Here is a 23,850-nt window from a genome sequence, read left to right as displayed (position 1 = left end):
ATGAAAGCAAACATTGGAATAAACGAAGCAAGCACAGATGCTGTTGCTGCACAATTGGCAAAATTATTGGCCGATGAAACTGTACTTTATATCAAGACCCGAAACGCACACTGGAACGTCACCGGAGACAATTTTCATGCAAACCATATCTTCTTTGAGGAGCAGTACAAGCAGTTGGACGAACTTATTGATAGTGTTGCAGAACGCCTACGAAAAATCGGGCATTATGCACCAGCAACCCTGAAGAGCTACCTGGAACTGACTCACCTTACCGAGTATAGTGACAGGACGAATGATGGTCTTGGCTACATGAAAGACCTGCTGGCAGACCACGAAAGTATCATTGAATTTTTACGTGGAAATATTACGCCTTTTGCAGAGTCATATAAAGACTACGGAACCAGTGACTTTATCACTGGACTGATGGAAACTCATGAACAGATGGCATGGATGATCCGTTCTTATTTTAGATAGGAGCTATTGGTGAGCGATAAAAAAAGAAAGTAATAAGTATATTTGTCATAATAACATATATACTTATTACTATGAAAGCTCTGATTGTTGACGATAATGATATTGCAAGAACGACCTTGGCCCATTTGGCAAAGCAGGTTCCGGATCTTACCATCGTGCAGGAATTTTCAAACGCTATGGAGGCTTACCATTTTATTCAGAAAAACGAGGTTGACCTGCTCTTTCTGGATATTGAAATGCCTGAAATGACAGGTATTGAGCTTACCAAAAGTTTATCGGGAAAAGATACAATCATCATTTTCACTTCCTCCAAAAAGGAATATGCGATCGAGGCTTTTGAGCTTAATATCGCGGATTATATTTTAAAGCCCATTTCTCCTGTCCGGTTTTTACAGGCCGTGGAGAAAGCCCAGGCAATCCTGGATAGCCGAAAAGACCATGTGCATATCAGTAACGATGAATTTTTGTTTGTCAGAGATGCTAACGTGACGAGGCGCCTGAAGCTTGAAGATATCTTTTACGCTGAGGCAATGGGAGATTATGTGAAATTTTACACAAAAGAAAAGATGTTTGCCATTCATGGCAAGATGAAAACCGCAGAGGAGCGTTTACCGAAGAATGATTTTATCAGAGTGCATCGGTCCTTTATTGTATCTATCAGTAAAATAGATACTTTACAGGACGGAGGTATTGTGATAAACGGTACATTCATTCCGGTAGCAGATGCGTACCGTAAGGCTTTAAATACAAGAATGAATGTATTTTAAATCACCTACTGTTTTTCTTCTTAAGCTATTACTTAACCAATCCTCTTAACTTTTGTTTATGACAAGTAATTCTATAATGAACAGTAAACGGTTTAGCTACTTTATAATTCTGACATTTATAGCGGGAACAATACTGCTGATTGCCGTTCAGGTCAATTCGGCCAGAAATACAGAAGCACTTATCCATAACAATAACACACTGCTGAACGAGCTGCGTGCGAGCAATCATCTGCGCGAAATCGACCGCGATATCCTTGGTGTGGAAAGTAGGATCAGAGCATCAATAGCCACCAACGATACGACCCATCTGGAAGGGATCGATAAAAAGATAAATCAGATCGAGAACTTTCTGGATTCCTTGTCCAGAGATAATTCCGATCCTGTTGAAGAAAAGCTTATACAACGGCTGGGCGTCCTTGCAATGGACAAAAAAATAGTCCGTGATCAGCTTTTGGCACGGTATCTTTCTCTTGGAAACATGGATGATCAAACCTCAATTGCCAATCCAAGAGCCCGAATCATTTCAAACGAAATTACGGGAATAACAGCGAAGATCTATAAAAGTAGGCAATTGCACATGAGTGAGCTCAGCTTGCAGAGTGAGGAAATGGGCAGAAAAGCACGGCTATACGATATTTCCCTATTGGTTTTATTGATTTTGAGCGGTTCGGTAGTCGGTTTCCATATCCTACGCCAGTTCCGCCGGCAACGTGTGCTGATCGAGGAATTGGACGCTGCGGAAAAGAAAGCTTCCATTGCAGCGCAGACCAAGGAGAACTTCCTTGCCAATATGAGCCACGAAATCAGAACCCCGCTCAGTGGAATTCTCGGATTTACAAACCTGCTGCAAAAAAGAAGTCTGGACGCGACCTCTTCTGAGTTTGTATCATCCATTCAACAGTCGGGAGAGAATTTGATGACGATCATCAACGATATTTTGGACCTTTCCAAAATCGAGGCTGGTATGATGCGCATCACTGTCGGTACATTCAGTATCAGTGGATTGTTAAATTCTGTTGAAACATTTTTTGTTCAACGGGCAAAAGAAAAGGGGCTTTCAATCTCTAGTAAGGTCGATCCATCCATTCCGGATACACTAACAGGCGATGCAACCAGGTTAACCCAGATTTTGGTAAACTTGATTGGAAATGCCATTAAATTTACCAAACAGGGCAGTATACATATCGAAATTTACCAAAAGAGCAGGAGCGAAAAGGAAGTTGTGGTTGGATTTGTCGTCACAGATACAGGAATTGGAATTGACAAGGAAAAACTCAATGAAGTGTTTGAACGTTTTAATCAAGGCGAAGATTCCATTACCCGCAATTATGGCGGAACAGGACTCGGCTTGTCTATCGTAAAAAACCTCGTACTGCTCCAGCATGGCGACATTGAAGTACAGAGCGAGCAGGGAAGCGGCACAACGTTCAAGTTTTTTATTCCCTACGGTATAGCACAAGAGCAACTAGTAATAGCACCCCTGGCTCATACTAATTATTTTAAAGATCAATCCAATGTACCGCTTCATATTTTGGTGGTTGATGATAATATGATGAACCAGAGCCTGATGAAGCATCTGCTCGTACAATGGAATGTAGATTTTGATATTGTTTCCAATGGACAGGAGGCCGTAGCGTATCTAAAAAATAATCAGGCCGACCTTGTGTTGATGGATTTACAGATGCCCCAGATGGATGGTTATGCTGCAACGCAACACATCAGGGAAGTGTTGCAATTGGATATTCCGATCATTGCCATGACTGCGCACGCTTTGGCAGGTGAACGAGAAAAATGCCTCAGCAGAGGAATGAACGAATATATTTCCAAACCCATCAATGAAGAAGAGCTCTTTAAGCTTATTTCACATTTTGGCATCGGATTTCAGCCTACAGTGCAGTTTGAAGAAATTGCGGATAAGGGGAAGTATACTTATTTGGACCTTGCTTACATGCATTCGGTAAGTAGGGGGGACGCCGCTTTCGAGCGGACAGTCACCCGCCAGTTTATCGACAAAGTTCCAGGCCAGCTTCAGGAGCTAAAGGCCGCTTATGCAAGTCAGGATTTCTCCAGATTTAAATTAAGAGCACATGATTTTAAAACTAGCGTCGCCATTATGGGATTGCTTCCTATTCTTGATGATAAACTGGGAATACTTGAACTTACAACCGAACAGAACACCTTATCGGAAGGTGTTTTAACCGAAGTCGTGCAGATCCTTACCGCAGCCGTCGAAGAAGCTCAACGTTTATTAGCAAGCTATACGGACTAAGTTCTACATGAACAATACGTAATTGAAAAGATCATCAGCTCATGCTTAATGATCTTTTTTGTTGTCTGTTTAACGACTCATTTTGCCCATTCGTCGAATGATTTTTGAAATTGGCTAATTGTTCGTGTAGTTTTATAGTAGCAAAAAGAAAATACATATTCACATTTAAACCAAATAGCTATGAGCACTTTAAAACTAAAAGACGGAACAGAAATTTTTTACAAAGATCAAGGACAGGGACCAGTATTGATGTTTCACCACGGCTGGCCGTTATCTTCTGATGACTGGGATGCACAGGTGATTTTCTTCCTACAGAGAGGGTATCGCGTAGTCACTCATGACCGAAGAGGGCATGGCAGATCGAGTCAGGATATTTATGGACACACCATTGAGCAGTACGCTGCTGATGCTGCCCAACTTGTTGAATTCCTTGATCTCAAAGATGTCATTCATATCGGTCACTCAACAGGCGGAGGTGAGGTCATTCGTTACGTGAACAAATATGCTAATGGAAGAGCAAAGAAAGCTGTACTTATCAGTGCTGTTCCTCCGATCATGGTACAAAATGAAAGTAACCCTGATGGTGTGCCAATGGAGGTATTCGATAATATCAGGGATCAGACTTTGAACAATAGACAACAGTTTTATATCGATCTAACACTTCCATTTTACGGTTACAACAGAGCAGGAGCCGATGTTAAGGAAGGAATTCGGAGAAACTGGTGGAGACAGGGTATGATGGGGGGAATTGTCGCCCATTATGAGGGTATCAAAGCTTTTTCAGAAACAGATTTCAACGAAGATTTAAAAGCAGTTGATATTCCTGTTCTGGTGCTGCACGGTGAGGATGATCAGATTGTTCCATATCAAAACGCTGGCGTCAAATCTGCTAAACTCTTAAAGAACGGAACCTTGATTACTTACCCAGGCTTTCCGCACGGTATGCCTACGACAGAGGCTGCTACGATCAATAAGGATATTTTAGCCTTTATTGAATCCTAAAACTTCCTTATCAAAAAATATAAAAAAGTGAGCCGCATGGTTCACTTTTTTTGTTAAGGAGCAATTAAGAATGGTACCTCAATTTTATAAGCCTTTCAACTAAACAAAGTTTTATTGCGCTAATGAACGAGTACCATGCTATCTCAATAGATCAACTTTTTAAAAAATAAGTCTAAAAGCTACTCCAATCCATAATAATGTGAATGACGAATGTTTTGTTACATGACTCGTTCAACGATCATATTTGCCTGTTCACCGAAAGCCAGTATCACTCGCGTCCTTTCTTCGGTAAATTTACAATAGTAAAAAATAGGAAGATCAACCATTAAAAAAACAATATTATGAAAACAACATCATTAAGCTTCAAGTATGAATTAGAAAAAAAAGAGCCTCGCACAAACGATGGTGGCACCACCAGAGGTGCTTCTGTAACCGACTTCCCAGCTTCGATCGGAATCGCAGGTGTGTCGATGCGATTACAGCCGGGGAGTATGCGAGAGCTCCATTGGCATGCAAATGCTGCTGAATGGGCCTATGTCATTTCAGGAACCGTTCGTACAACCATTATTCATCCGGACGGTCATAGCTATACCGACAATTTTGAACCGGGTGATGTATGGTATTTTCCTAAAGGTTATGGACATTCGATCCAGGCAACAGGAACTGAAGAGTGTCACTTCATCCTGATATTTGACAACGGTAATTTTTCTGAAGACCACACGTTTAGCGTAACTGACTTCGTTGCGAGTATGCCTCCAGAAATTGTCGCACAGAATTTAGGGTTGACATTGGAAGAAGTTGCTGCGCTGCCGAAAAAAGAAGCCTATTTCGCCGCAGGTATTGTCCCGGATGAATTGTCGTTTAATGCTGCTGCAAGACCAGAAGAATCTGACATAGAACTTACCAATTTACATCGTTATCCGCTTCACGCCCAGCAGCCTAGAATTATTCCCGGGGGTGGTCTTCAGCGATTGGTTACAAGTAAGGAATTTCCGATCAGTACGACCATGGCCGGTTCTATTCTTGAATTGCAGCCTGGGGCACTTCGGGAAATGCACTGGCATCCGAATGCCGACGAGTGGCAATATTATATTTCGGGCCAGGCGCAGATGTCTGTTTTTCTTGCCGAGGGTACTGTAGTCACCGAACAGTTCAATGCAGGTGACGTAGGCTATGTACCTATGGGAGCCGGGCACTACATTAAAAATACGGGTGATACGGTGTGCCGTATTCTTATCGGATTTAACAGCGGGAAATACGAGTCTATTGATCTGAGCGAATGGCTTTCGGGCAACCCCAAAGATGTGGTGGTGACAAACTTTGGGCTTACAGATGGCGAGATTGAAAAATTTCCAACAAAAAAGATTTTTATTCAACCTAAAAAGTAAATCTTATGCTGCCGGAAAAGAAGGTTTTTCTACGAGCGTTCTTTCTACCGGTAGCGGCATTCATATTGCCTATATCAACTATTAAACAATAAAATTATGTTAGAACAAAATACTGTTGCACCTGATTTCACATTATTTGCAACACCAGACCAGAAAATCACCTTATCCGAATTTAAGGGCCGTAACGTGATCTTAGCATTCTATCCTGCCGATTGGAGTCCAGTCTGCAGTGATCAGATGGCACTGTACAATGAAATGCTCAAGTACTTCAAAAAGTATGACGCAGAATTGTTCGGAATCTCAGTGGACAGCAAATGGTGTCATCTGGCTTTTTCGCAGTCCCGTAACCTACACTTTCCGCTACTTGCAGACTTTGAGCCAAAGGGTGGGGTAGCAAAGAAATACGATGTCTATAATGCGAATGAAGGTCAGTGCAACCGCGCACTTTTTGTAATCGATAAAGAAGGTATCATCCAATGGAGCTACAAATCACCGACGGCGGTAAATCCCGGTGCAGATGGAATATTGGAAGCTCTTGAAAATCTTAAAATAAAATAGTTATGTCATTAAAAATACCTGTCAGTACAACTGACCACGCCCAAGGCAATCTAAATGCCGATTTAGTTATCGTAGAGTATGGTGACTATCAATGTCCTTACTGTGGAGCCGCTTATCCGGTGCTAAAGAAGCTCTTGAAAAAATTTAGTGGAGAGGTGAAATTTGTATTTAGAAACTTCCCACTTTCTGAAATGCATGAATACGCGCTTCCGGCCGCGATCGCTGCAGAAGCTGCGTCTTTGCAGGATAAGTTTTGGGAAATGCACGATGCCATTTACGAAAATCAGCGGAACCTTGACGACCAGTATCTTTTTACAATAGCGGAAAAAATAGGATTAGATATAGAAAAGTTTAAGTCCGATATACAAAAAGAGGAGCTGTTGAATAAAATAGATGCCGATTTTCAGGGCGGCGTTATCAGCGGGGTCAATGGGACACCATCGTTTTATGTTAACGGCAAGAAGTTCAACGCTGGAGCTGAAGACCTTTTCAATCTTTTTGTTAGATAACTGGCTAAGCATTTCATATGTACTACCAGCATCAGCATTTTAGCTGATGGTAGTACATAGAATACAATTCTAAACCTTATCCTCTACAATCATTTTTCGATGTTCTCTACCCCAGTTAATCATTTCCGAAATAATATTCCCGAAAGTCCTGCAATATGCAGTGGGTTCATATTCAATTAAAACAGGCGTATCGGGATAAACAGTTCGTTTAACCAACTTATTTAATTCCATATCTTTCAGTTCTTTTGAAAGCATTCGTGTGGTAATCCCGGGGATACTTCTTTCAATTTCGCGAAAACGTCGGTTGCCGTTGCAAAGCGAATTAATAACAGGTATTCTCCACTTGCCACCAATGAAATAAAGGGTGTCCTGCAACGCTCTAAGTTCTTCTGTCTGATCTCTTTCCATGGTTACAAAGTTAAGTGATATACTCAGTTATACTGATATACTCAGTTATACTGATAACAAAAGTATACCATTTCTCTGATAACTTTGTAAAAAAAATAAAGAAATGAAAAAGTTGAATAACAAATTAGCCATCGTAACAGGTGGAAACAGCGGAATAGGCTATGCCACCGCAAAAGAGGTAATCGCCGAAGGAGCAAAAGTCATTATCACTGGAAGACGAAAAGAGGCCATTGAAAAGGCCGCTGCAGAGCTAGGAGCTATTTCTTTTGTGGCGGATCAGGGGAAATTGGAAGATATTGAAAATTTCAAAAGCTATATTGAAAAGGAATTCGGAAAAATTGACATCCTGTTTATTAATGCAGGCATCACCGGAAGTTTAGGTCCGATCGAACATATGAGTGCCGAAAATTTTGACAATGTAATGGATATTAATTTCAGAGGTGCTTATTTTACTTTGAGCAAATTTATTCCGCTGTTGAACGATGGTGCTTCAGTGGTATTTCTTTCATCCAACGTCGCGACCACCTCCAAACCAAATAGTTCGATTTACCAGGCAAGCAAAGCAGCATTGAATTCCATTGCGAAGACCGCTGCTGCAGAATTAGCACCAAGAAAAATCAGGGTAAATCTAGTAAGTCCGGGCCCCACAAAAACAGAGATTATGACCAAAGCAGGATTGGACGAAAAAACATTGGAAGGTCTTGATGAATGGTTAATCAGCGGAATCCCTTTGCAAAAAATGGGAACTGCTGAGGATGTTGCAAAAGCTGTTATTTATCTGTCAGATAACCATGTGGCAAGTTTCATGACCGGAACGGAAATCCTTATTGATGGTGGAATGGTTTTATAATTGGGACTTTACTTTTGAAATGCAAGTGCTGGAACCTTGAAAAAATTCCAGCACTTTCTATTGATATACACCAACTACTGAGCGTATCGATCTATAAGATATCCAGCTCAGCAAAGGTCGGTGATTTCTCTTTTCTGATGGCTTAAATCACAGCTGTATTTAGTGCCCAATCCTCAAAATGAACCTTGCCGGCACAATATGCTCCAGCAGGTACGAGCAATGATTTAGGAACAACAAGATGCATATATTTGCTATCGTCGTCAGAAACTACCCTTATGTGATTCCCGGTGATCGCGATATATTTCGCAACAAAATCGTCCATATTGGCCTTTATAGGCCCCGCAATCTCGACCGTGCCATTTTTAGGCTCCTCGAGTGCAAACTGCACAATGTAGTCTGTCACATCTTCCAGGGCAATGGGTTGGTAGTCGATCTTGGAAACAAAAACCTCGTCACCCTGACCCTGAACGGCAATGATGGCATCAGTATGCTCATAAAACTGTGTCGAACGAATGATGGTATAAGGTATTCCGGAGTTTTTGATATTGTCCTCCTGATATTTCTTGGCGCGAAGATATCCGATCTCCAGCGCATCGTCCGTTCCGACAATGGAAAGTACGAGGTGATGCCTGATGTTTGCGGTCCGCTCCGCTTTTACCAGATTCTTTCCTGCGGTCTGAAAAAAGTGGATTGCATTTTCTTCTTCAGGAGAGGAGGAATTGGATAGATCGATGACGATCTCTGTATTTTCCAGGGCCTGGGAGAGACCTTCTCCCGTCATGAGATCCACGCCATGTGAAGGCGAACCAATGATTACCTGATGACCAAGGTTTGCCAGTTTTTTTGTGACCAGCCTTCCAGTAAGACCTGTACCACCGATTACTAAGATTTTCATAGCTAAACTATTTAAATTTACAACTTATCTATACTGCAAAATTGATCAAAAAATGAATGCCGGAAAACTGACAAACAAAGGTAAAAGGTGGACAAAAAAAGAAGCCGTGTTTGAGTTGAATAGTATAAGATTGTCTAATCCAGGTTCGGATTGAAACGTAGCGTCTTTCTGTAATCGCCCGGTGATCGCCCAGTTTTTTTTGTGAAAAGCCTGATAAAGTACTTGGTGTCTTTATAGCCTAGCTGCACCGCAATTTCCTTAATACTCAATCGCGAATAATAGAGCAGGCGCTGTGCTTCGCTCAGTACTTCCTTCTGTATCAGCGCTGATGCGGATAAGCCCGTCACCATTTTAACGACATCGTTCAGGTGGGCCACGGAGATATTTAACTGCTGGGCATATGCTGCGGGGCGTTTAAGGCTGCGGTAATCACGCTTCACAAGGTTTCTGAACTCGTTGGCAATACTTATAACCCTGGGGCTGTGACTTATGGACCCTGCGGCGGATCTGCAATCGTGACAAATCACCGCCTGGGTTATAAATGCTGACAGCAGTGGCTGCTGCACTTCCTTATTGGCACTATAGTTTATACTGTCCAAATTTATTAGCGAGTCCAAGATGGAAGTAAACCATTGTTGCTCGGTCGCTGAGAGGGACAATACAATGGTTTCATTTAAAGATGCATCAAGCATATCTTTGGCTGACCTGGTCATGTGATGGCCTTCGAAGGAAATGTAATAACCGGATGCGCCTAAAACCGTGGTGATCTGATGGACCTGATGGGGAGGGCAGACAAAAAGCGTTCCCGCTGGCATGATCAGCTGTTCAAAATCAAATAGGACTTCCAGCTGTCCAGCTTCAACAAGCATGCAGGTATAATGGTCATGTCGATGCGGATTGAGCGCTTTTAGGATGCCCGTCGTTGAACCATCCCATATTCCAACAGCCATACTGCTGCTGGAATCCATGCTGTTCACTAAAATAGAATCTCTTTTTGGCATGCGGCGCAATTTTAAGTTCAAATTTAGTTCATATACTTTAAGAATTACTATCGATTACGTTTTATGTTAGTTCCTTCTTAGTTGTATTAGATTCTATCTTTTAATATCAACCTCGTACGGTATGCAGTAGATCGTGCGGATACCCGAGGCTAATAGAGCTTAAAGCGTCCAGTTTGGTTAGCTCATCAGCTGTCAAATTAATTTCAGTAGCGCTAATAATTTGCTCAAATTGATTGATATTGCGTGCTCCCAGTAATGGAAATGCCTCTTTTGATAAATTCCACGCAAATGCAATCTGACCGGGTGTTGTTTCATATTTTTCCGCGATTAATACCAGTTCATCAATGATCAGTTTGGTTTTCTCGTCCTCCGAATAATCAGCGCCAGAGGAATGACTGATGCGCCCGGCTTCTCCTTTTCTATATTTTGCGGTCAGCAGTCCGCCAGCCAGTGGCGAGTACATCATCACACCAAGACCAAATTCCTTTGCCATCGGCATCAGTTCACGGTCTGCGGTACGTTGCAACAAACTATATTCAATTTGTAAAGCAGTGACTTTCGTTGCTGATGCAATGGCCGATGCTTTCCATGCCGGGAAATTGCTGAGTCCCGCATACACTATTTTCCCTTCGCTGACCAAATCTTGAAGTCCCAAAGCTATTTCTTCCCATGAAGTTACACCATCATCGTAATGCGGCATATAAATATCGATATAGTCCGTTTTCAATCTTTTCAGACTTTGTTCAACAGCCTGTCGCATAGATTTACGGTTATTCCCAAAATTACTGATTGCAGGGTTGGGATCACTACTTCTAGTATATTTTGAGCAGACGATAAAATTATTTCGCTGTCCCTTTAAATAGTTACCAACGATTTCTTCTGCCTCCCCAAATTGATAGACATCCGATATATCGATAAAATTACCTCCTGCATCTGCATAAGCTGTTAAAATCTTTTTTGATTCATCGGGATCGGCTCCATAGCCTTTTTTTGTCCCAAAGTTGGCGGCTCCTAAGATTATTTCACTGGCATGCAGTCCTGTTTTTGATCCAAATATCTTGTATTTCATATTTTTATATTTACTTTGCCGCTAAGTTAAGGGCATCAAGTAACCGTGTCAATTACGGATAAATTTATCTATACCCACTTTATGCCTTCGTAAAATATATCAGCTATGTACGAAAAAAAGCTTCCGGTTAATTTAGATTGCGGTTTACATCTGTTTTTGCAGGTGGTTCAGGGCAAATGGAAAATAAACCTGCTCTGGGCCATTCATTCAGGTATCAAGCGTCCGGGTGAGTTGCAGCGGAAAATCCCCAATGCAACCCGTCGTGTACTTGATGTGCAGCTTGGTCAATTGATTGAACATGGATTAATCAATAAAGTCGTCTTTGATCAGCTTCCGCTGAAAGTAGAATATGAACTGACCGGACTAGGGGAAAGCCTTATACCAGTCATTGCGGTAACGGCCCAATGGGGTGAGGATCATAGAAATGAATTGGAAAAGATTTTGTAAGAAATCCCGCTCATTAGGGGAAATACATGCTTAAGACGCTATTATAAACTTAAAAAACACCAAACAGAGATACCTATTTGGTGTTATTCTTTGGAAATGCAGGGTATTTTACTTTGCAAACAGCGCTTTTCTTAAAGCGGTTGCCGCATCCAGCACAGATTCCTGTACGGCGTGGATATGCGCTAGCGGATTCAGCATCCCATAATCGTGAATAAAGCCTTTATACTCTGTAAGAGTCGTTGGAACACCGGCTTCATCCAATTTTCTTCCATAGGCGACACCCTCGTCATGGAGAATATCATTCTCGGCCACCTGAACAAGTGCAGGAGGCAAACCTTTCAGCTCTTCCAGAGAAGCTTTCAGTGGGGACGCGTATTTGTTGTCGCGTTCTTTTAAGTCAGGCAGGTAATTATCCCACATCCATTTCATCAACGGCGTTGTTAAAAACCGTTCCTGTGCAAATTTTGTGTACGATGCTCTGCTGAAGTCGGAGTCTGTTACGGGCCACAAAAGTACCTGCTGTTTTAGCTTGGGACCATTTTTGTCTTTGGCCATCAATGCGACCACTGCGGCCATATTTCCACCGACACTGTTTCCGGCAACAGCAAGCCTGCTGGCGTCGACCCCGATTTCTTTTCCATGCTCGGCAACCCATTTTGTTGCGGCATAAGCCTGATTGATGGCTACGGGAAATCTGGCTTCCGGAGATGGCGTGTAATCCGGGAACACGGCTACTGCACCACTGTTGACAACAAGGTCACGAACCAGTCTTTTGTGGGTAGGGTAGTCTCCCAATACCCATCCGCCGCCGTGAAAGAACATAAATACGGGTAGGCCAGCTTGGGCACCTTTGGGTTTTACGATATGTATTTTTACGGTCTGCCCGTCCTGGGTAATGGTTCTGTCTGATTCCTGGATATCGGAATAATCGAAGCTTACTGATTTTTGAGCGCCTACCAACACCAATCTGGCGTCTTTTGGTGAGAGGGTTTCCAGCGGTTTTCCGTCGCCGCTGTTCAACTCTTTTAAGAATGCTCTTGTTTCCCGGCCAATGTTGGGGTCTTGAGATGCGGGGTTTGATTGTGCCATGATATTGGAATTTGTGATGGCGAGTGCCGCCAATGTTAAAACTGTTGAATAGATTGTCTTCATCGTGATTATTTTTTTAGGTTGATGTTTAAGATGATTTTGAAGCTGAATGCTGCGCTTACGGGACAGGTTTTTTCGGCCTCTCGGGCAATTTTTTCAAATTCTTCCGCTGAGATGCCATCTACTTCTGCATCAAGTAGAAGTTCCGACTGTGTGATTTTACCATTATCCAAGGTAATAATGGACTTTGTTTCGAGTCTTTTAGGGGGATAACCCGCCTGTGTGAGATCAAGGCTCAGCTTCATTGTAAAACATCCTGCATGGGCAGCAGCAAGCAGTTCTTCGGGATTTGTACCGACACCTTCAGCGAAGCGGCTGTTGAATGAATACTGGGTCTGGTTCAGAACAGAACTTTGTGTGGTCAGATGTCCGTTTCCTTCTTTGATGGTGCCGTTCCAAACGGCGGTAGCATTACGTTTCATACGCTTTATTTTTGATTGTTAATTTCTTATAGGACAAAGGTATGTCATATAGGCAATCTAAATAAAGAGCAAAAAGTCTATATAAATTGTACTTTTTTCCTTTTATAGTTTAATTTTTAATTTCTTTCCGAAAAGCCGCCGGAGTTTTTCCCGATTTCTGCGTAAAGATCCGGTTGAAGTAAGCTGGGTCCTCATAACCCAATTGATAAGCGATTTCCTTTATGGTAAGCTCACTGTAAAGGAGCAGGCGTTTGGCTTCAAGGACGATCCTGTTTTTGATCATCTCGTTCGGATTTTCAAGGTTGAGTTTATGGAATTTGTTGGAAAGCGTTTTCGGGGCAAGGTTCAGTAGGTCTGCATAATCGGCTACGCTGTGTTTTTCCCTGTAGTGAATATTGACCAGTCGGCTGAAGTTTCTGAAAAAGTCCTGATCCATGCTGACGAGGTCGAGCGTTTCATTTTGGAGGTTCTGCTTTTTCCACTGCCGCGTTGCACGGATGATAATCTGCTTGAGGTACGTTCGGATCATTTCTTCCGAAGAGCGGTCCTGAAAATCAAGCTCATTGCTGATTTGAGCGAATAATTGGGGGATGGCGTGCAGCTCATCGCCGGACAAGTCCACTATCGGATTCTCAAAAATATTATTGAACAAGAGTCCGTCACAGGCAACCTCCTCATCATGAATCTGAATACAGTAGAAATCCCTGTTGTAATGGATTAAAAAGGCTTTATTTTCATTGGCCGACTGAATGTCAAGATATTGATTGGTATTGATGAAAAGTAAGGTGGGATTTTGGGTTTCATAGGCCGTGAAATCCACCGTTAGTGCGTAACCAGCTGGAATGAGCAATATTTTAATGTAATGGCGGAACGTTTCGCCGTTTACCAGGTCCAGCGAGGAGGAATCGAAAGAAATCAGGCCTAATTTTTTATGGTTCGATTCGAAAATGGAAGTAGCACTGTTCATAAGGACTTTTGTTTATGTTCAAATGTATCTCTTTTGCTTATAAAACTAAAATAAACGATACAATTTACAGCATCAGGAAAATCATCCTGCTCCAGTTATGCGTAATCGTCTCTAGATGAATTCATGTGTAAATAAATCTTGGTTAGCGTGGAATAGTTTTTTTTGCCCGTTTTGCTGACTAAATTAGCCGACAGACTTCCCGAATTTTATAGGTTAATATAAGGTGTAAAATAATAATGCTAATATTCTTACAATAAGTATCTTTACGTAATTGAAAAGCACTTTTAAATCCTAACAATTGTATGATTAACTTGCACGGTGCGGATTCTACCTTTACGGTATCCCAAAAACATCTTGCGCAGGCGCTCGCACAGGCCCGTATCGGCTTCTGGGAAGTTAGCCTTCGGGAAAAAAATTACATGTCCTGTACCGATCAATGCAAAAGAAATTTTGGCTGGGATACGGCAAAGGATTTTAGCTATAGTGATATGCTGGGCTGTATTGTGGATGAAGATCGGGAAGCGATGCAAGCGAGTGTCGCAAGGGCTATTGAGCAGCACATACCCTATATTGCACAGTATCGTGTAAGATATGGTGATGATAGCATCCATTGGATTGAGGCACGTGGATCGGTTACTTATGACGAGAACGGCTGCCCACAGATAATTTCGGGCACAACGCTTGATATTACAGAGAAAAAGGAACTTGAAATTTTGCGCGATGAAATGTTGAGCATCGCCATGCATGAAATTAAGACACCGCTATCATCCGTCAAAGGAACCCTGCAGCTTCTGAACAGGCAGTTGACAGCGCAAGAAAATGCTCTGTCAAATAAACTCGTAGAAAATGCGCTCAAAGCCACTGACCGTATTAATCGTCTCCTCAATGAGATGATAGCTCCCGTGATGGTAATGGCTAAAGGAATCGAACTCGATAGATCTACGATAGATTTGACCCAGCTTATCCTTGAAATAAGTCATAATGCTGCGCTCATATTTCCCGAGAGTGATCTGTACTTACATCTGCCCGATGATACCGTATTTTTGGAAGCGGATGGTTATCGTATCGGACAGGTGATTACCAACCTGATCAATAATGCCATTAAATACAGTGATAAAAAATCACCCATACACATCACGATGACAACAGATCAGCATGAAATATCCGTATTGATTAGCGACCTTGGTATAGGAATAAAACCTGAGGATAGAAAAAAAGTATTTGAGAAATTTTATCGCTCCAAAGGTCACAGCCATATTGAAGGTTTCGGTATCGGGCTGTTTCTCTGCGCCGATATTATATTGCGGCATGGTGGTCAGATCCATGTGCTCGATAAAGAGGGGCCGGGCACCGATATCGCTTTTACCCTTCCGCATAAATGAAGGGAAATCTTCCATTAAATAAAACCTACCGAGCAGACTACAAGAAAAACCGGAGCAAGATTCTGGTTCACATTGCTAGTATTATTGGATTTTTGTGAGAGGCAATCTAATTGCAACATGATGTTTACAAAAGCTTTCGTTACGTCAATGTTACAATGGTCTACTGCGTCATTTTTTATATTTGTAGTGTACGCAAATCAAAATGCTGTGCTTTAGATATCATACAACCTATGTTAAGACGAGTCATATTTCAATTTCTCTTACTGGTAAGCGCTATGCTACTGATCGTGAAGCCTTTGATCGGATTTTCATTGTATCATCAGGCAAAGACACAGGGCGAGAATGAGTTTATCACCGTTATCAAGGCCTTTAGTAAACGAAAACAGGAGTACCTGGATTGGGTTGATGTAAACGATAGCGCCTGTCTGACGATATCGCCGCTTCGTCACTTTACCGCCAAAGTAAAGACGTTTTTTATTACTCATTTCTTTAACACCTTCTTTCCGAATTCGGATACGTTTTCGATTGGTAACTTGCTATCCAAAATAATATTGCCGCTCGAACGGCTATACCTCCGTCATCTTCAGCTGACTTTATGATAAAAAAGCCATTTTAATCGTATGAAGTGGCTCCAATGGAGCTGCAAACATTCATTTATTTTAAAATAAGCTTTTTATATGTTTCAAAAACTTGTCCTTATGGGGCATGTGCTGCTCTGCTGTAGCTTCTTTAGCTATGGACAGGAGAGTCATGTGCCTATTAAACTCAACCAGCTGCTGTCTTCGGTAACGCAGCATGCGCCATCCCTACGCACCGACTATGTACGTACACAGGTGCAGCAGGCGCGCGCCGCAGAAGTCAAAAACAACCGTCTGCCGAGCCTAAAGCTGTCGTATCAGGCAGACGTCGGCTCCAATAATAATGTGCCGGGGCCTTACTTCGGATTTGGTCTCGTGCCGACCAATAATGGCGGTATCCGTGCCGATAATAAGTATCAGGCTGTGAGCAGCAATCTTGGCATTGCCGCCTTCCAGTGGGAGGTCTATAATTTTGGTCAATTCAATGCCCAGGACCAACTTGCGCAGGCGGAGGTGACCTTGGAGAACCGTCGTTTTGAACAGTCGAAGTATGACTTACAGTCCTTCACGATTTATAGTTACCTGCAGCTACTGAAATTGCATGACCTCATCGGTATCCAGTCGCGCAGTATAGCCCGTAATCAGGAAATACGGCAATCGATCTTTGCCCTGGTCAAAAGTGGTATACGGGCAGGCGTGGATACCAGTATGGCCGATGCTGAAATATCGCGTAGCCAACTTGGTCTCATTGAACTGGATAATCAGCAACAACAATTACAAATTCAACTGGCTACTTTGGCGGGTATGCCGCCAGCGCAGATTGTAGCGGATACCACTGCCGAAAAGATTCTTTTCGAACAGGTAAAGAACGCGCCAATTGAACTCGATGGCGGCCGTCAGCATCCTATGGTAGCCTATTATAATGCATTGTTCGACAAAACGAAAATGGAAGAAAAGCTGGTTGCCAACAGTTACCGTCCCAAGCTGTTTCTCTCGGGAGCTGTATGGGGTAGGGCATCCAGTGTACATAGCGATAATAGTTATGGTTCGCTCGCCGATGGCTTTGGGCTACAGCGAGGTAATTACCTCGTTGGTCTGGGAATAAACTACAACCTGTTTGATCTGCGCCGCAAAAAGGTAAAACTCCATACGCAACGCCTCATGGTGGACGAGGCTGGTCAAAAGCTACAGGAACAACAGGCCAACATCGCCATGAATATTGCACAGTCTACCACTGAAGTGGCGACTGCAGAAAGACGTCTGAAGGAAATTCCGCGTCAGACCAAAGCTGCAAATGCCGCCTACCGCCAGAAGTTTTCCCTATATAAAAATGGACTTATCGATATTGTGGAGGTCAATGTTGCCCAGAACATGCTCAATCAGGCAGAGCGCGATTACATCACCGCCAAGTATAATTATTATCTGGCATTGTTCCACCAGGTGGTGGCGCAGAACAATGTCGATGGCTTTCTTCAACTTTTTAACTAATCACTTATGTCACTAGTCACAGCTGCTTTACGAAGGCCGATTACCACAGTGATCATCACCCTGAGCCTACTGCTCTTTTCGGTACTCGCTGTACTGAAAATACCGATTGATATCTTTCCGCAGCTCAATTCACCGACCATTTACGTTATTGAATCTTACGGCGGGATGTCTCCCCAGCAGATGGAAGGTTTTTTCTCCTCCCGGATGCAGGATCAGTTTCTCTATGTCAATGGAATCAAGAATATATCCGCCAAAAATATTCAGGGACTTACGCTCCTGAAACTTAGTTTTTACGAAAATACCGATATGGCCGAAGCCTCAGCGCAGGTAGCACTGCAGGTAAACCGCGCCATGAAGTTTTTTCCGCCAGGGGCGCTGCCGCCACAGGTGGTCCGTTTTGACGCTTCCTCCTTACCGGTGGGGCAACTGGTGCTATCTTCGAAGACAAGAAGCCTCAAGGAGATTTACGATATGGCGAGTACCCTGGTGCGGCCCATGTTTTCTGCGGTACCGGGTCTCTCTGCACCGCCACCTTTTGGCGCCAACTCCAGGACGATTACGGTCAATGTTGACCCCAATAAACTGCGGAGCTACAACCTGACCGCCGACGAGGTGGTGATGGCATTGTCGAAATTTAACGTGATGTCACCATCCGGTAACCTGCACCTCAACAACACGATGTATGTGACAACCATCAATTCACTGATCAAGAATGTCGCAGATTTTGCTGATATCCCTATTCTGACAAAAAATGGAATTCCGATTTATATCAAAGATGTCGCACGCGTATCGGACGCCTCGGACGTGACGGTAAGTTATGCACTGATCAATGGCCGGCGCTCTGTTTATATCCCTGCCGTTAAGACATCGGATGCGTCCACCTGGGCAGTGGTCAGCAACCTCAAGGCCAAGCTTCCGGAAATCCAGAATCTGCTGCCCGAGGATGTGAAGGTGTCTTATGAATTTGACCAATCAGTAGCGGTTATGAATTCGGTGCAGAGCCTTTTGCACGAAGGGGGGCTCGGTGCTTTGCTTACCGGTCTCATGGTTCTCTTGTTTCTGCGCGACTGGCGGAGCAGCCTGATCGTAATCGTAACCATACCGGTATCCATCCTTATCGGCGTCCTGCTACTGACATTGTTTGGCCAGACCATCAATATCATGACCTTGAGTGGTTTGGCCCTGGCCATCGGTATCCTCGTGGATCAGGCCACGGTGACCATCGAAAGCATACACCAGCATCAGGAACAGGGTACGCACAAGCGTAAGGCGATCTACAATGCCTGTCAGGAGATTGCCGTGCCGCTGCTTTTGATCCTGTTCTGTATTTTGGCCGTATTTGCACCTTCTTTTATGATGACTGGAATTCCCCGGGCGATGTTTCTGCCACTTTCTTTATCCATTGGATTGACGATGATCGCTTCGTACTTTATGGCCCAGACCTTGGTACCTATTTTATCCAACTGGCTGCTCAAAGAGCATCATATCGGTCATTTCAAGTCAGACTCGCCGGGCTTTTTCGATAAGTTCAAAAAGCGTTATCGCTTCGGCCTATACCGCTCCATGCGCCATAAGGGCAAAGTCATCATCGGTTATCTGGTGCTTACGCTGGGGCTTGCAGCAGCGGCATTTGTGTACATCGGCAAGGACATGATGCCAAAAGTCAACAATGGACAGTTTCAGCTACGGATCAAAGAGCCCGATGGAACCCGGTTGGAACGTACCGAAGAGTCCGTTAAACAGGTGCTGCAGGTAATCGATAGTACGGTGAACCATCAGGTCGCCATCAGTTCGGCCTATGTTGGTCTGGTGCCCAGCAGCTATGGAGTCAGCAACCTCTATGTATTCAATACCGGAACGCATGAAGCCGTGATCCAAGTGAACCTCAATGCAGACTACCATGTGAATATGGACGAACTCAAAGATGTTTTACGACGAAATATCCATTATAAACTGCCCAAATTGCGCCTTAATTTTGAGCCTATTGATATGACCGAAAAGATTATGAGCCAGGGCGCTGCAACGCCGATCGAGGTGCGCATAGCCGGAAAGAAAATGGACGAACTGAAGGTCTATGCCGATCAGGTTGTCAGCGCATTGTGGCACATCGATTATCTGCGGGATGTGCAGATCGCGCAACCGCTGCGGCTGCCAACCATTTCCATTGCCATCGACCGGCTCAAAGCATCCCAGCTTGGTCTGCAGATGGATGATATTGCTCGATCGGTAACGGCCAGCACTTCCTCGAGCCGGTTTACGCAGAAGATCCAGTGGCTCGATGAAAACAATACCTATACCTATCAGGTACAGGTGCAGGTGCCTGAATATGTGATGAATACCATGGACGAGCTGCGCGAAATTCCACTGGTGAAAGGACAGCTCACACCGACCTTGGGCGATATAGCCACTTTTAATACACAGTATCTACCAGGTGAGTATGACCGGCAGGGGCCAAGGCGGTATTTGACCGTGATGGCAAATATCCATAAGAAAGACCTGGGCACAGCAACAGCGGATGTGCAACAGGCTATTCGTGAACTCCAGGCTCCACCGCGCGGTGTCGTGGTAGAAATGAAAGGGATGTCGACACTATTGCTCGATACCATGGGTAGTTTGCAGTTGGGGCTTGCCTGTGCAGTTGTTGTTATATTTCTGCTACTGGCAGCGAATTATCAGAGTGTGAAGCTTTCGCTGACCGCATTGGTGACTATTCCTGCAGTGATCCTTGGATCCTTGGCGATGCTATTGCTCACAGGGTCGACGCTCAATCTGCAATCCTACATGGGTATGATTATGTCTACCGGTGTCTCCGTAGCCAACGCTATTTTGATCGTGTCCAATGCGGAAGCACTGCGATTGGATTTCCGTAATGCCAGGACGGCGGCGCTGGCCAGCGCGACAACGCGGCTACGTCCGATCCTGATGACCAGTATGGCAATGATTGCCGGAATGATTCCTATGGCCATGGGAATGGGGGAGACGGGTGAGCAGGCGGCACCATTGGGCCGGGCCGTGATCGGCGGTCTGTTTGCCTCCACATTTGCTGCTCTTTTTATCCTGCCGCTCCTGTTTGTGTGGATGAAGGAAAAATCCACGTTCGATTCCGAATCACTATTGCCGCAGGACGAGCCCGATCATCAAAAGTTACTGGTGGAAAAAGACAAGTATAGTGTTAACTAAAAAAAATGTAGTGTTCTTTCAGAATTTAAACCCAGCAGTATAAACTAGGGCGATAAAGATGGAAGTGGCTATGCAACAGGAAGAGAATCGTATTTAAAGATAAAATCGCCCATGGCAGTGATGCCTTAAAGACACAATTGAGTAATGAATATGAAAATAAAACGGATGAAAAAAATAGGCTATTTACTACTACTGACAGGCTTACTTTTCGCTTGCGGTCAAACCGAAAAGCCGATTGACCTGACGCCAAAAAATCCGGCTAAGGCCAGTACCTATCAGACAACAGTCATACAAGAGAAAGTCATGTCCAGCAGTGTGCGTTTACCCGGTAAGCTCAAACCCTTTAATGAAGTAAATATCTATGCCAAGATGAATAGCTTTGTTAAGCATATCTTTGTGGATAGAGGTACAGTTGTTAAAAAGGGGCAGCTGCTGATGCAGCTGGAGGCGCCAGAAATGCTCGCAGCGGTTCAGGCCGCACATTCACGTTTTGTACAGGCACAGGAGACCGCATCTGCGAGTAAGGATAAATATAAAAGACTCAAAAATGCCGCACAGGAGGAAGGCGCAGTATCCCCGCTTGATCTGGACAATGCCCTCTCGAAGATGAAAGCTGACGAAGCAGTCGCCATGTCGGAAAAAGCAAATGTGGAAGAAGTTGAAATGTTGCAATCGTACCTGAACATCAAAGCGCCATTCAATGGTGTGATTGTACAGCGTAATATCTCCGAAGGAGCACTGGTCGGACCGGGAAAAGGCAATGATCAACCTCTGTTGATTCTGCAGGATCTCAATAAATTACGGTTGGAAGTGCAGATCCCCGAGACCTATGTCGATAAAGTAGACCTCTCGAAAAAGGTTGCATATCGTTTTAATAATACCCCGAATAAGGTGTTTGAAGGGATGATAGCCCGTTCGGCGAATTCGTTGGGCGCCATGCAGTCTGAAGCAATAGAGGTCGATGTCGCAAACTCGGATAATAAGCTCAAACCCGGTTTATACTGTGAGGTCGATATTCCATTGTCTGCCGGAGCCAATTCGTTATTGGTACCTTCCAATAGTATCGTGCGTTCTACAGAAAGGCAGTATGTGATCCAGCTCATAGATGGCAAGACACATTTTGTGGATATCAAAGAAGGGGTATCCACGCATGATTCTACCGAAGTTTTTGGAAAGCTAAACAGCAGTGATCAGATCTTGCTGCATGCCAATGACGAAATCAAAGAGGGGGTCAAGCTGCCTTTGGAAAAATAAGTATACATCTTTATCTCCAAAAAGTGTGAAAGGTCCTTTTGGGCCTTTCATTGCTTTCATTGTATTCTATAAAGAAACGCTTGTTTACTAATCAAGAATAGAAAAATAGCTTCAGCTAAAAGCGGCAACTATCATGAAATCAGCCTCGAAAAATGGCTGGCATACATAATAAGGCTAGGCGTTTTTGTATGAAATCCGTATATACAGGGGAGTCGCCTCTGCTTCAGTTCCTCCATCGAGCCATTCGTCGACCCCGTATATACAAAGCTCTGTGAAATCTGGTTGCTCAACTTTCTTTTCGTCTTTTCGAACTTGAAGTACATGGCCCTCCATGAGGTAATTGCTGATCGCAATGCCAAGTTTTTGACTAAGCTCAGCGGGAAGTTGGTTAAGTTTATCCGCCTGATTGGAGCTTAGGTTAAAGTTGTGCTCCATCCAGTCCACAAAATTATCTCTCATAAGCTGCAGCGCTAGTGCGCGATCTACCCGAGGTAGCGCGAGAAGTGTGGCAACTTTAGCTGTCAAACCGACATCGTCTAAGTTTTCTTTCATAAAAGTTCTCTTTTGGCAAATATTTATTTTAAAGATTACCTAAGCGAATGCCAAAGAATAACCTCCGGGATTTTGGAGGATAATCTACTTTTTGAAGATTAAATTTTGCTTAATACTTGATTAATTTTAATAAATTAGATGTTCAAACAATATAAACCTTAGTCTAATAACAGTATTTGATGGAATGATATGAAAATGTTAAAATTATTCGTAGAGAGTTTTTTCGTCTCTTTGATTTTTAATCTAATTGGAAACAATGGATTTAAATTAAATAGAATTTGGATGCCAGCGTATTGGACCTGGACGTTGGCATTTGCTTTGGCAATAGTCGTTGCTGCGCTGCTCATTCGTGTTCGATTGAAAGTTTTGTGGATTTATTGGCAGAAAAAATATCCGCAATTGCAACTATTTGGAAGAGGACGCGTGCAGACCAATAGTTTACCAAAATCAGAACTGGTATGGGCTATTCTGTCCACATCCTTAGCAGTTTTAATGCTATACCTCTGCTTTATCTTTTTAATCGCTTTTGTACGTAGCGGTAGTACGTATATGCTTTTTATAAACTATTTATTCCATTATATACCTTTTATTGCTACAGGATGCTTGGCCTATGTAAGCTATGTTTTTATTGGAGGCCAATTATGGTGGCTTACGCCAACAAATGCAGTGGCGCTTTTCAGCGATCTATTACCAGAAAAAATAGTTCCTGTAGAAAAAGTGGTCACCATACTGCCTCCAAGCGCATTGGATAAAAGTATTCCAATCGGATCACTCTATGATGTGCTTTACCTCCAAGCTCGATTCGATCTAAGTTCATTGCAGAAAGATGCTGTTCGTATGTTTGATGTCCCTTTTTATTTTTCTAAAAAAGGAAAAAAAGAAGTTGTACAGATTGATGGTACGCGGCTAGAAGCCGATCGTTTCTTGCATGAGCTAGAAACTAGAGGACTTGACAAATGGTTTTTCCGTATAAGTAGCACCTGTAGGGTGAATATGATGCATATCCGTTTTCCAATTTCGCCTAACGCGACTCAACTGGAGTTTCGTAAGGAGGTGATTCAAAGTCTGAGGTTGAAGATGACGGCGATGGAGATCGGAAACCTGCTGCTGGTAACAGAATGGATGCGAAAAGAAAAAAAGTTAAAAGATTTTTTGGATAACGTACATAATCTGCGGCATAAGGGCTGGGACCAACTTATACCACTGAACTGATAAATTCTGCTATTATAAAGATCAAACGG

At 43.3% G+C, this 23,850-nt stretch carries 23 protein-coding genes; 15 read left to right on the top strand and 8 right to left on the bottom strand.

Going from position 1 to position 23,850, the window contains the following annotated elements; translation table 11 throughout:
• The 7 genes from K2F45_RS15490 to K2F45_RS15460 all read left to right on the top strand — a co-directional run bounded on the left by K2F45_RS15490 (position 1) and on the right by K2F45_RS15460 (position 6,967).
• Positions 1-474 carry a Dps family protein gene (locus K2F45_RS15490; protein ID WP_120334015.1) on the top strand — a complete coding sequence of 158 codons (474 nt, stop codon included), beginning with the start codon at positions 1-3 and terminating at the stop codon, positions 472-474.
• Positions 475-545: 71 nt separating this feature from the next.
• Positions 546-1,241 carry a LytR/AlgR family response regulator transcription factor gene (locus tag K2F45_RS15485; RefSeq protein ID WP_182331728.1) on the top strand — a complete coding sequence of 232 codons (696 nt, stop codon included), beginning with the start codon at positions 546-548 and terminating at the stop codon, positions 1,239-1,241.
• Between the two features lie 58 nt (positions 1,242-1,299).
• Positions 1,300-3,510: an ATP-binding protein gene (locus K2F45_RS15480; RefSeq protein ID WP_248931788.1), complete on the top strand. Its 2,211-nt coding sequence runs from the start codon at positions 1,300-1,302 to the stop codon at positions 3,508-3,510.
• 180 nt (positions 3,511-3,690) lie between these two features.
• Entirely contained in the window at positions 3,691-4,512 is an 822-nt protein-coding gene (locus K2F45_RS15475) for an alpha/beta fold hydrolase (RefSeq protein ID WP_248931787.1), read from the top strand.
• A gap of 341 nt (positions 4,513-4,853) precedes the next feature.
• Positions 4,854-5,900 carry a cupin domain-containing protein gene (locus K2F45_RS15470; protein ID WP_120334019.1) on the top strand — a complete coding sequence of 349 codons (1,047 nt, stop codon included), beginning with the start codon at positions 4,854-4,856 and terminating at the stop codon, positions 5,898-5,900.
• Positions 5,901-5,996: 96 nt separating this feature from the next.
• The gene (locus K2F45_RS15465) at positions 5,997-6,458 is read left to right on the top strand and encodes a redoxin domain-containing protein (RefSeq protein ID WP_120334020.1); all 462 of its coding nucleotides are present in this window, start codon (positions 5,997-5,999) and stop codon (positions 6,456-6,458) included.
• Between the two features lie 2 nt (positions 6,459-6,460).
• On the top strand, positions 6,461-6,967 hold the full coding sequence (locus K2F45_RS15460; protein WP_248931786.1) for a DsbA family protein: 507 nt from the start codon (positions 6,461-6,463) through the stop codon (positions 6,965-6,967).
• Positions 6,968-7,036: 69 nt separating this feature from the next.
• Here the strand turns inward: K2F45_RS15460 and K2F45_RS15455 are convergent, their stop codons facing one another.
• Positions 7,037-7,375 carry a winged helix-turn-helix transcriptional regulator gene (locus K2F45_RS15455; RefSeq protein WP_120334022.1) on the bottom strand — a complete coding sequence of 113 codons (339 nt, stop codon included), beginning with the start codon at positions 7,373-7,375 and terminating at the stop codon, positions 7,037-7,039.
• Positions 7,376-7,478: 103 nt separating this feature from the next.
• On the opposite strand from K2F45_RS15455, the gene K2F45_RS15450 reads away from it, so the two are divergent.
• Positions 7,479-8,225 carry an SDR family oxidoreductase gene (locus tag K2F45_RS15450; protein ID WP_248931785.1) on the top strand — a complete coding sequence of 249 codons (747 nt, stop codon included), beginning with the start codon at positions 7,479-7,481 and terminating at the stop codon, positions 8,223-8,225.
• Between the two features lie 142 nt (positions 8,226-8,367).
• On the opposite strand, the gene K2F45_RS15445 is transcribed toward K2F45_RS15450, so the two are convergent.
• The 3 genes from K2F45_RS15445 to K2F45_RS15435 form a co-directional block, all read right to left on the bottom strand.
• On the bottom strand, positions 8,368-9,120 hold the full coding sequence (locus tag K2F45_RS15445; RefSeq protein WP_201668105.1) for an SDR family oxidoreductase: 753 nt from the start codon (positions 9,118-9,120) through the stop codon (positions 8,368-8,370).
• Positions 9,121-9,254: 134 nt separating this feature from the next.
• Positions 9,255-10,121, bottom strand: coding sequence for a helix-turn-helix domain-containing protein (locus K2F45_RS15440; protein ID WP_248931784.1), 867 nt, complete (start codon positions 10,119-10,121; stop codon positions 9,255-9,257).
• 106 nt (positions 10,122-10,227) lie between these two features.
• The gene (locus K2F45_RS15435) at positions 10,228-11,190 is read right to left on the bottom strand and encodes an aldo/keto reductase (RefSeq protein ID WP_248931783.1); all 963 of its coding nucleotides are present in this window, start codon (positions 11,188-11,190) and stop codon (positions 10,228-10,230) included.
• A 105-nt stretch (positions 11,191-11,295) separates the two neighbouring features.
• On the opposite strand from K2F45_RS15435, the gene K2F45_RS15430 reads away from it, so the two are divergent.
• Positions 11,296-11,637 carry a winged helix-turn-helix transcriptional regulator gene (locus tag K2F45_RS15430; RefSeq protein WP_153848237.1) on the top strand — a complete coding sequence of 114 codons (342 nt, stop codon included), beginning with the start codon at positions 11,296-11,298 and terminating at the stop codon, positions 11,635-11,637.
• A gap of 108 nt (positions 11,638-11,745) precedes the next feature.
• Here K2F45_RS15430 and K2F45_RS15425 read toward each other — a convergent pair whose 3' ends face one another.
• The 3 genes from K2F45_RS15425 to K2F45_RS15415 form a co-directional block, all read right to left on the bottom strand.
• A complete protein-coding gene (locus K2F45_RS15425; protein ID WP_248931782.1) occupies positions 11,746-12,789 on the bottom strand; it encodes an alpha/beta hydrolase in 1,044 nt (347 codons plus the stop codon).
• 5 nt (positions 12,790-12,794) lie between these two features.
• Complete coding sequence (locus K2F45_RS15420) at positions 12,795-13,208, bottom strand: OsmC family protein (protein ID WP_145326946.1); 414 nt, start codon at positions 13,206-13,208, stop codon at positions 12,795-12,797.
• 109 nt (positions 13,209-13,317) lie between these two features.
• Positions 13,318-14,175, bottom strand: coding sequence for a helix-turn-helix domain-containing protein (locus tag K2F45_RS15415; RefSeq protein WP_075992952.1), 858 nt, complete (start codon positions 14,173-14,175; stop codon positions 13,318-13,320).
• Positions 14,176-14,477: 302 nt separating this feature from the next.
• Between K2F45_RS15415 and K2F45_RS15410 the strand changes: the two genes are divergently transcribed.
• The 5 genes from K2F45_RS15410 to K2F45_RS15390 all read left to right on the top strand — a co-directional run bounded on the left by K2F45_RS15410 (position 14,478) and on the right by K2F45_RS15390 (position 22,057).
• The gene (locus K2F45_RS15410) at positions 14,478-15,557 is read left to right on the top strand and encodes a PAS domain-containing sensor histidine kinase (protein ID WP_075992951.1); all 1,080 of its coding nucleotides are present in this window, start codon (positions 14,478-14,480) and stop codon (positions 15,555-15,557) included.
• Between the two features lie 230 nt (positions 15,558-15,787).
• A complete protein-coding gene (locus K2F45_RS15405; RefSeq protein WP_248931781.1) occupies positions 15,788-16,156 on the top strand; it encodes a hypothetical protein in 369 nt (122 codons plus the stop codon).
• 108 nt (positions 16,157-16,264) lie between these two features.
• On the top strand, positions 16,265-17,623 hold the full coding sequence (locus K2F45_RS15400; RefSeq protein WP_248931780.1) for a TolC family protein: 1,359 nt from the start codon (positions 16,265-16,267) through the stop codon (positions 17,621-17,623).
• Between the two features lie 6 nt (positions 17,624-17,629).
• Complete coding sequence (locus K2F45_RS15395; RefSeq protein ID WP_075992948.1) at positions 17,630-20,803, top strand: efflux RND transporter permease subunit; 3,174 nt, start codon at positions 17,630-17,632, stop codon at positions 20,801-20,803.
• A 165-nt stretch (positions 20,804-20,968) separates the two neighbouring features.
• Positions 20,969-22,057: an efflux RND transporter periplasmic adaptor subunit gene (locus K2F45_RS15390; RefSeq protein ID WP_075994845.1), complete on the top strand. Its 1,089-nt coding sequence runs from the start codon at positions 20,969-20,971 to the stop codon at positions 22,055-22,057.
• Positions 22,058-22,231: 174 nt separating this feature from the next.
• Here the strand turns inward: K2F45_RS15390 and K2F45_RS15385 are convergent, their stop codons facing one another.
• Positions 22,232-22,609, bottom strand: coding sequence for a hypothetical protein (locus tag K2F45_RS15385; RefSeq protein ID WP_075992947.1), 378 nt, complete (start codon positions 22,607-22,609; stop codon positions 22,232-22,234).
• Positions 22,610-22,804: 195 nt separating this feature from the next.
• On the opposite strand from K2F45_RS15385, the gene K2F45_RS15380 reads away from it, so the two are divergent.
• Positions 22,805-23,821, top strand: coding sequence for a hypothetical protein (locus K2F45_RS15380; protein WP_120334028.1), 1,017 nt, complete (start codon positions 22,805-22,807; stop codon positions 23,819-23,821).
• Positions 23,822-23,850: the final 29 nt, after the last annotated feature.

The organism is Sphingobacterium siyangense (assembly GCF_023277505.1).
GTDB classification, from domain to species: domain Bacteria; phylum Bacteroidota; class Bacteroidia; order Sphingobacteriales; family Sphingobacteriaceae; genus Sphingobacterium; species Sphingobacterium siyangense.
The sequence above is the reverse complement of the archived record's forward strand: the minus strand, read 5'-3'. Positions and strand labels throughout refer to the sequence as shown.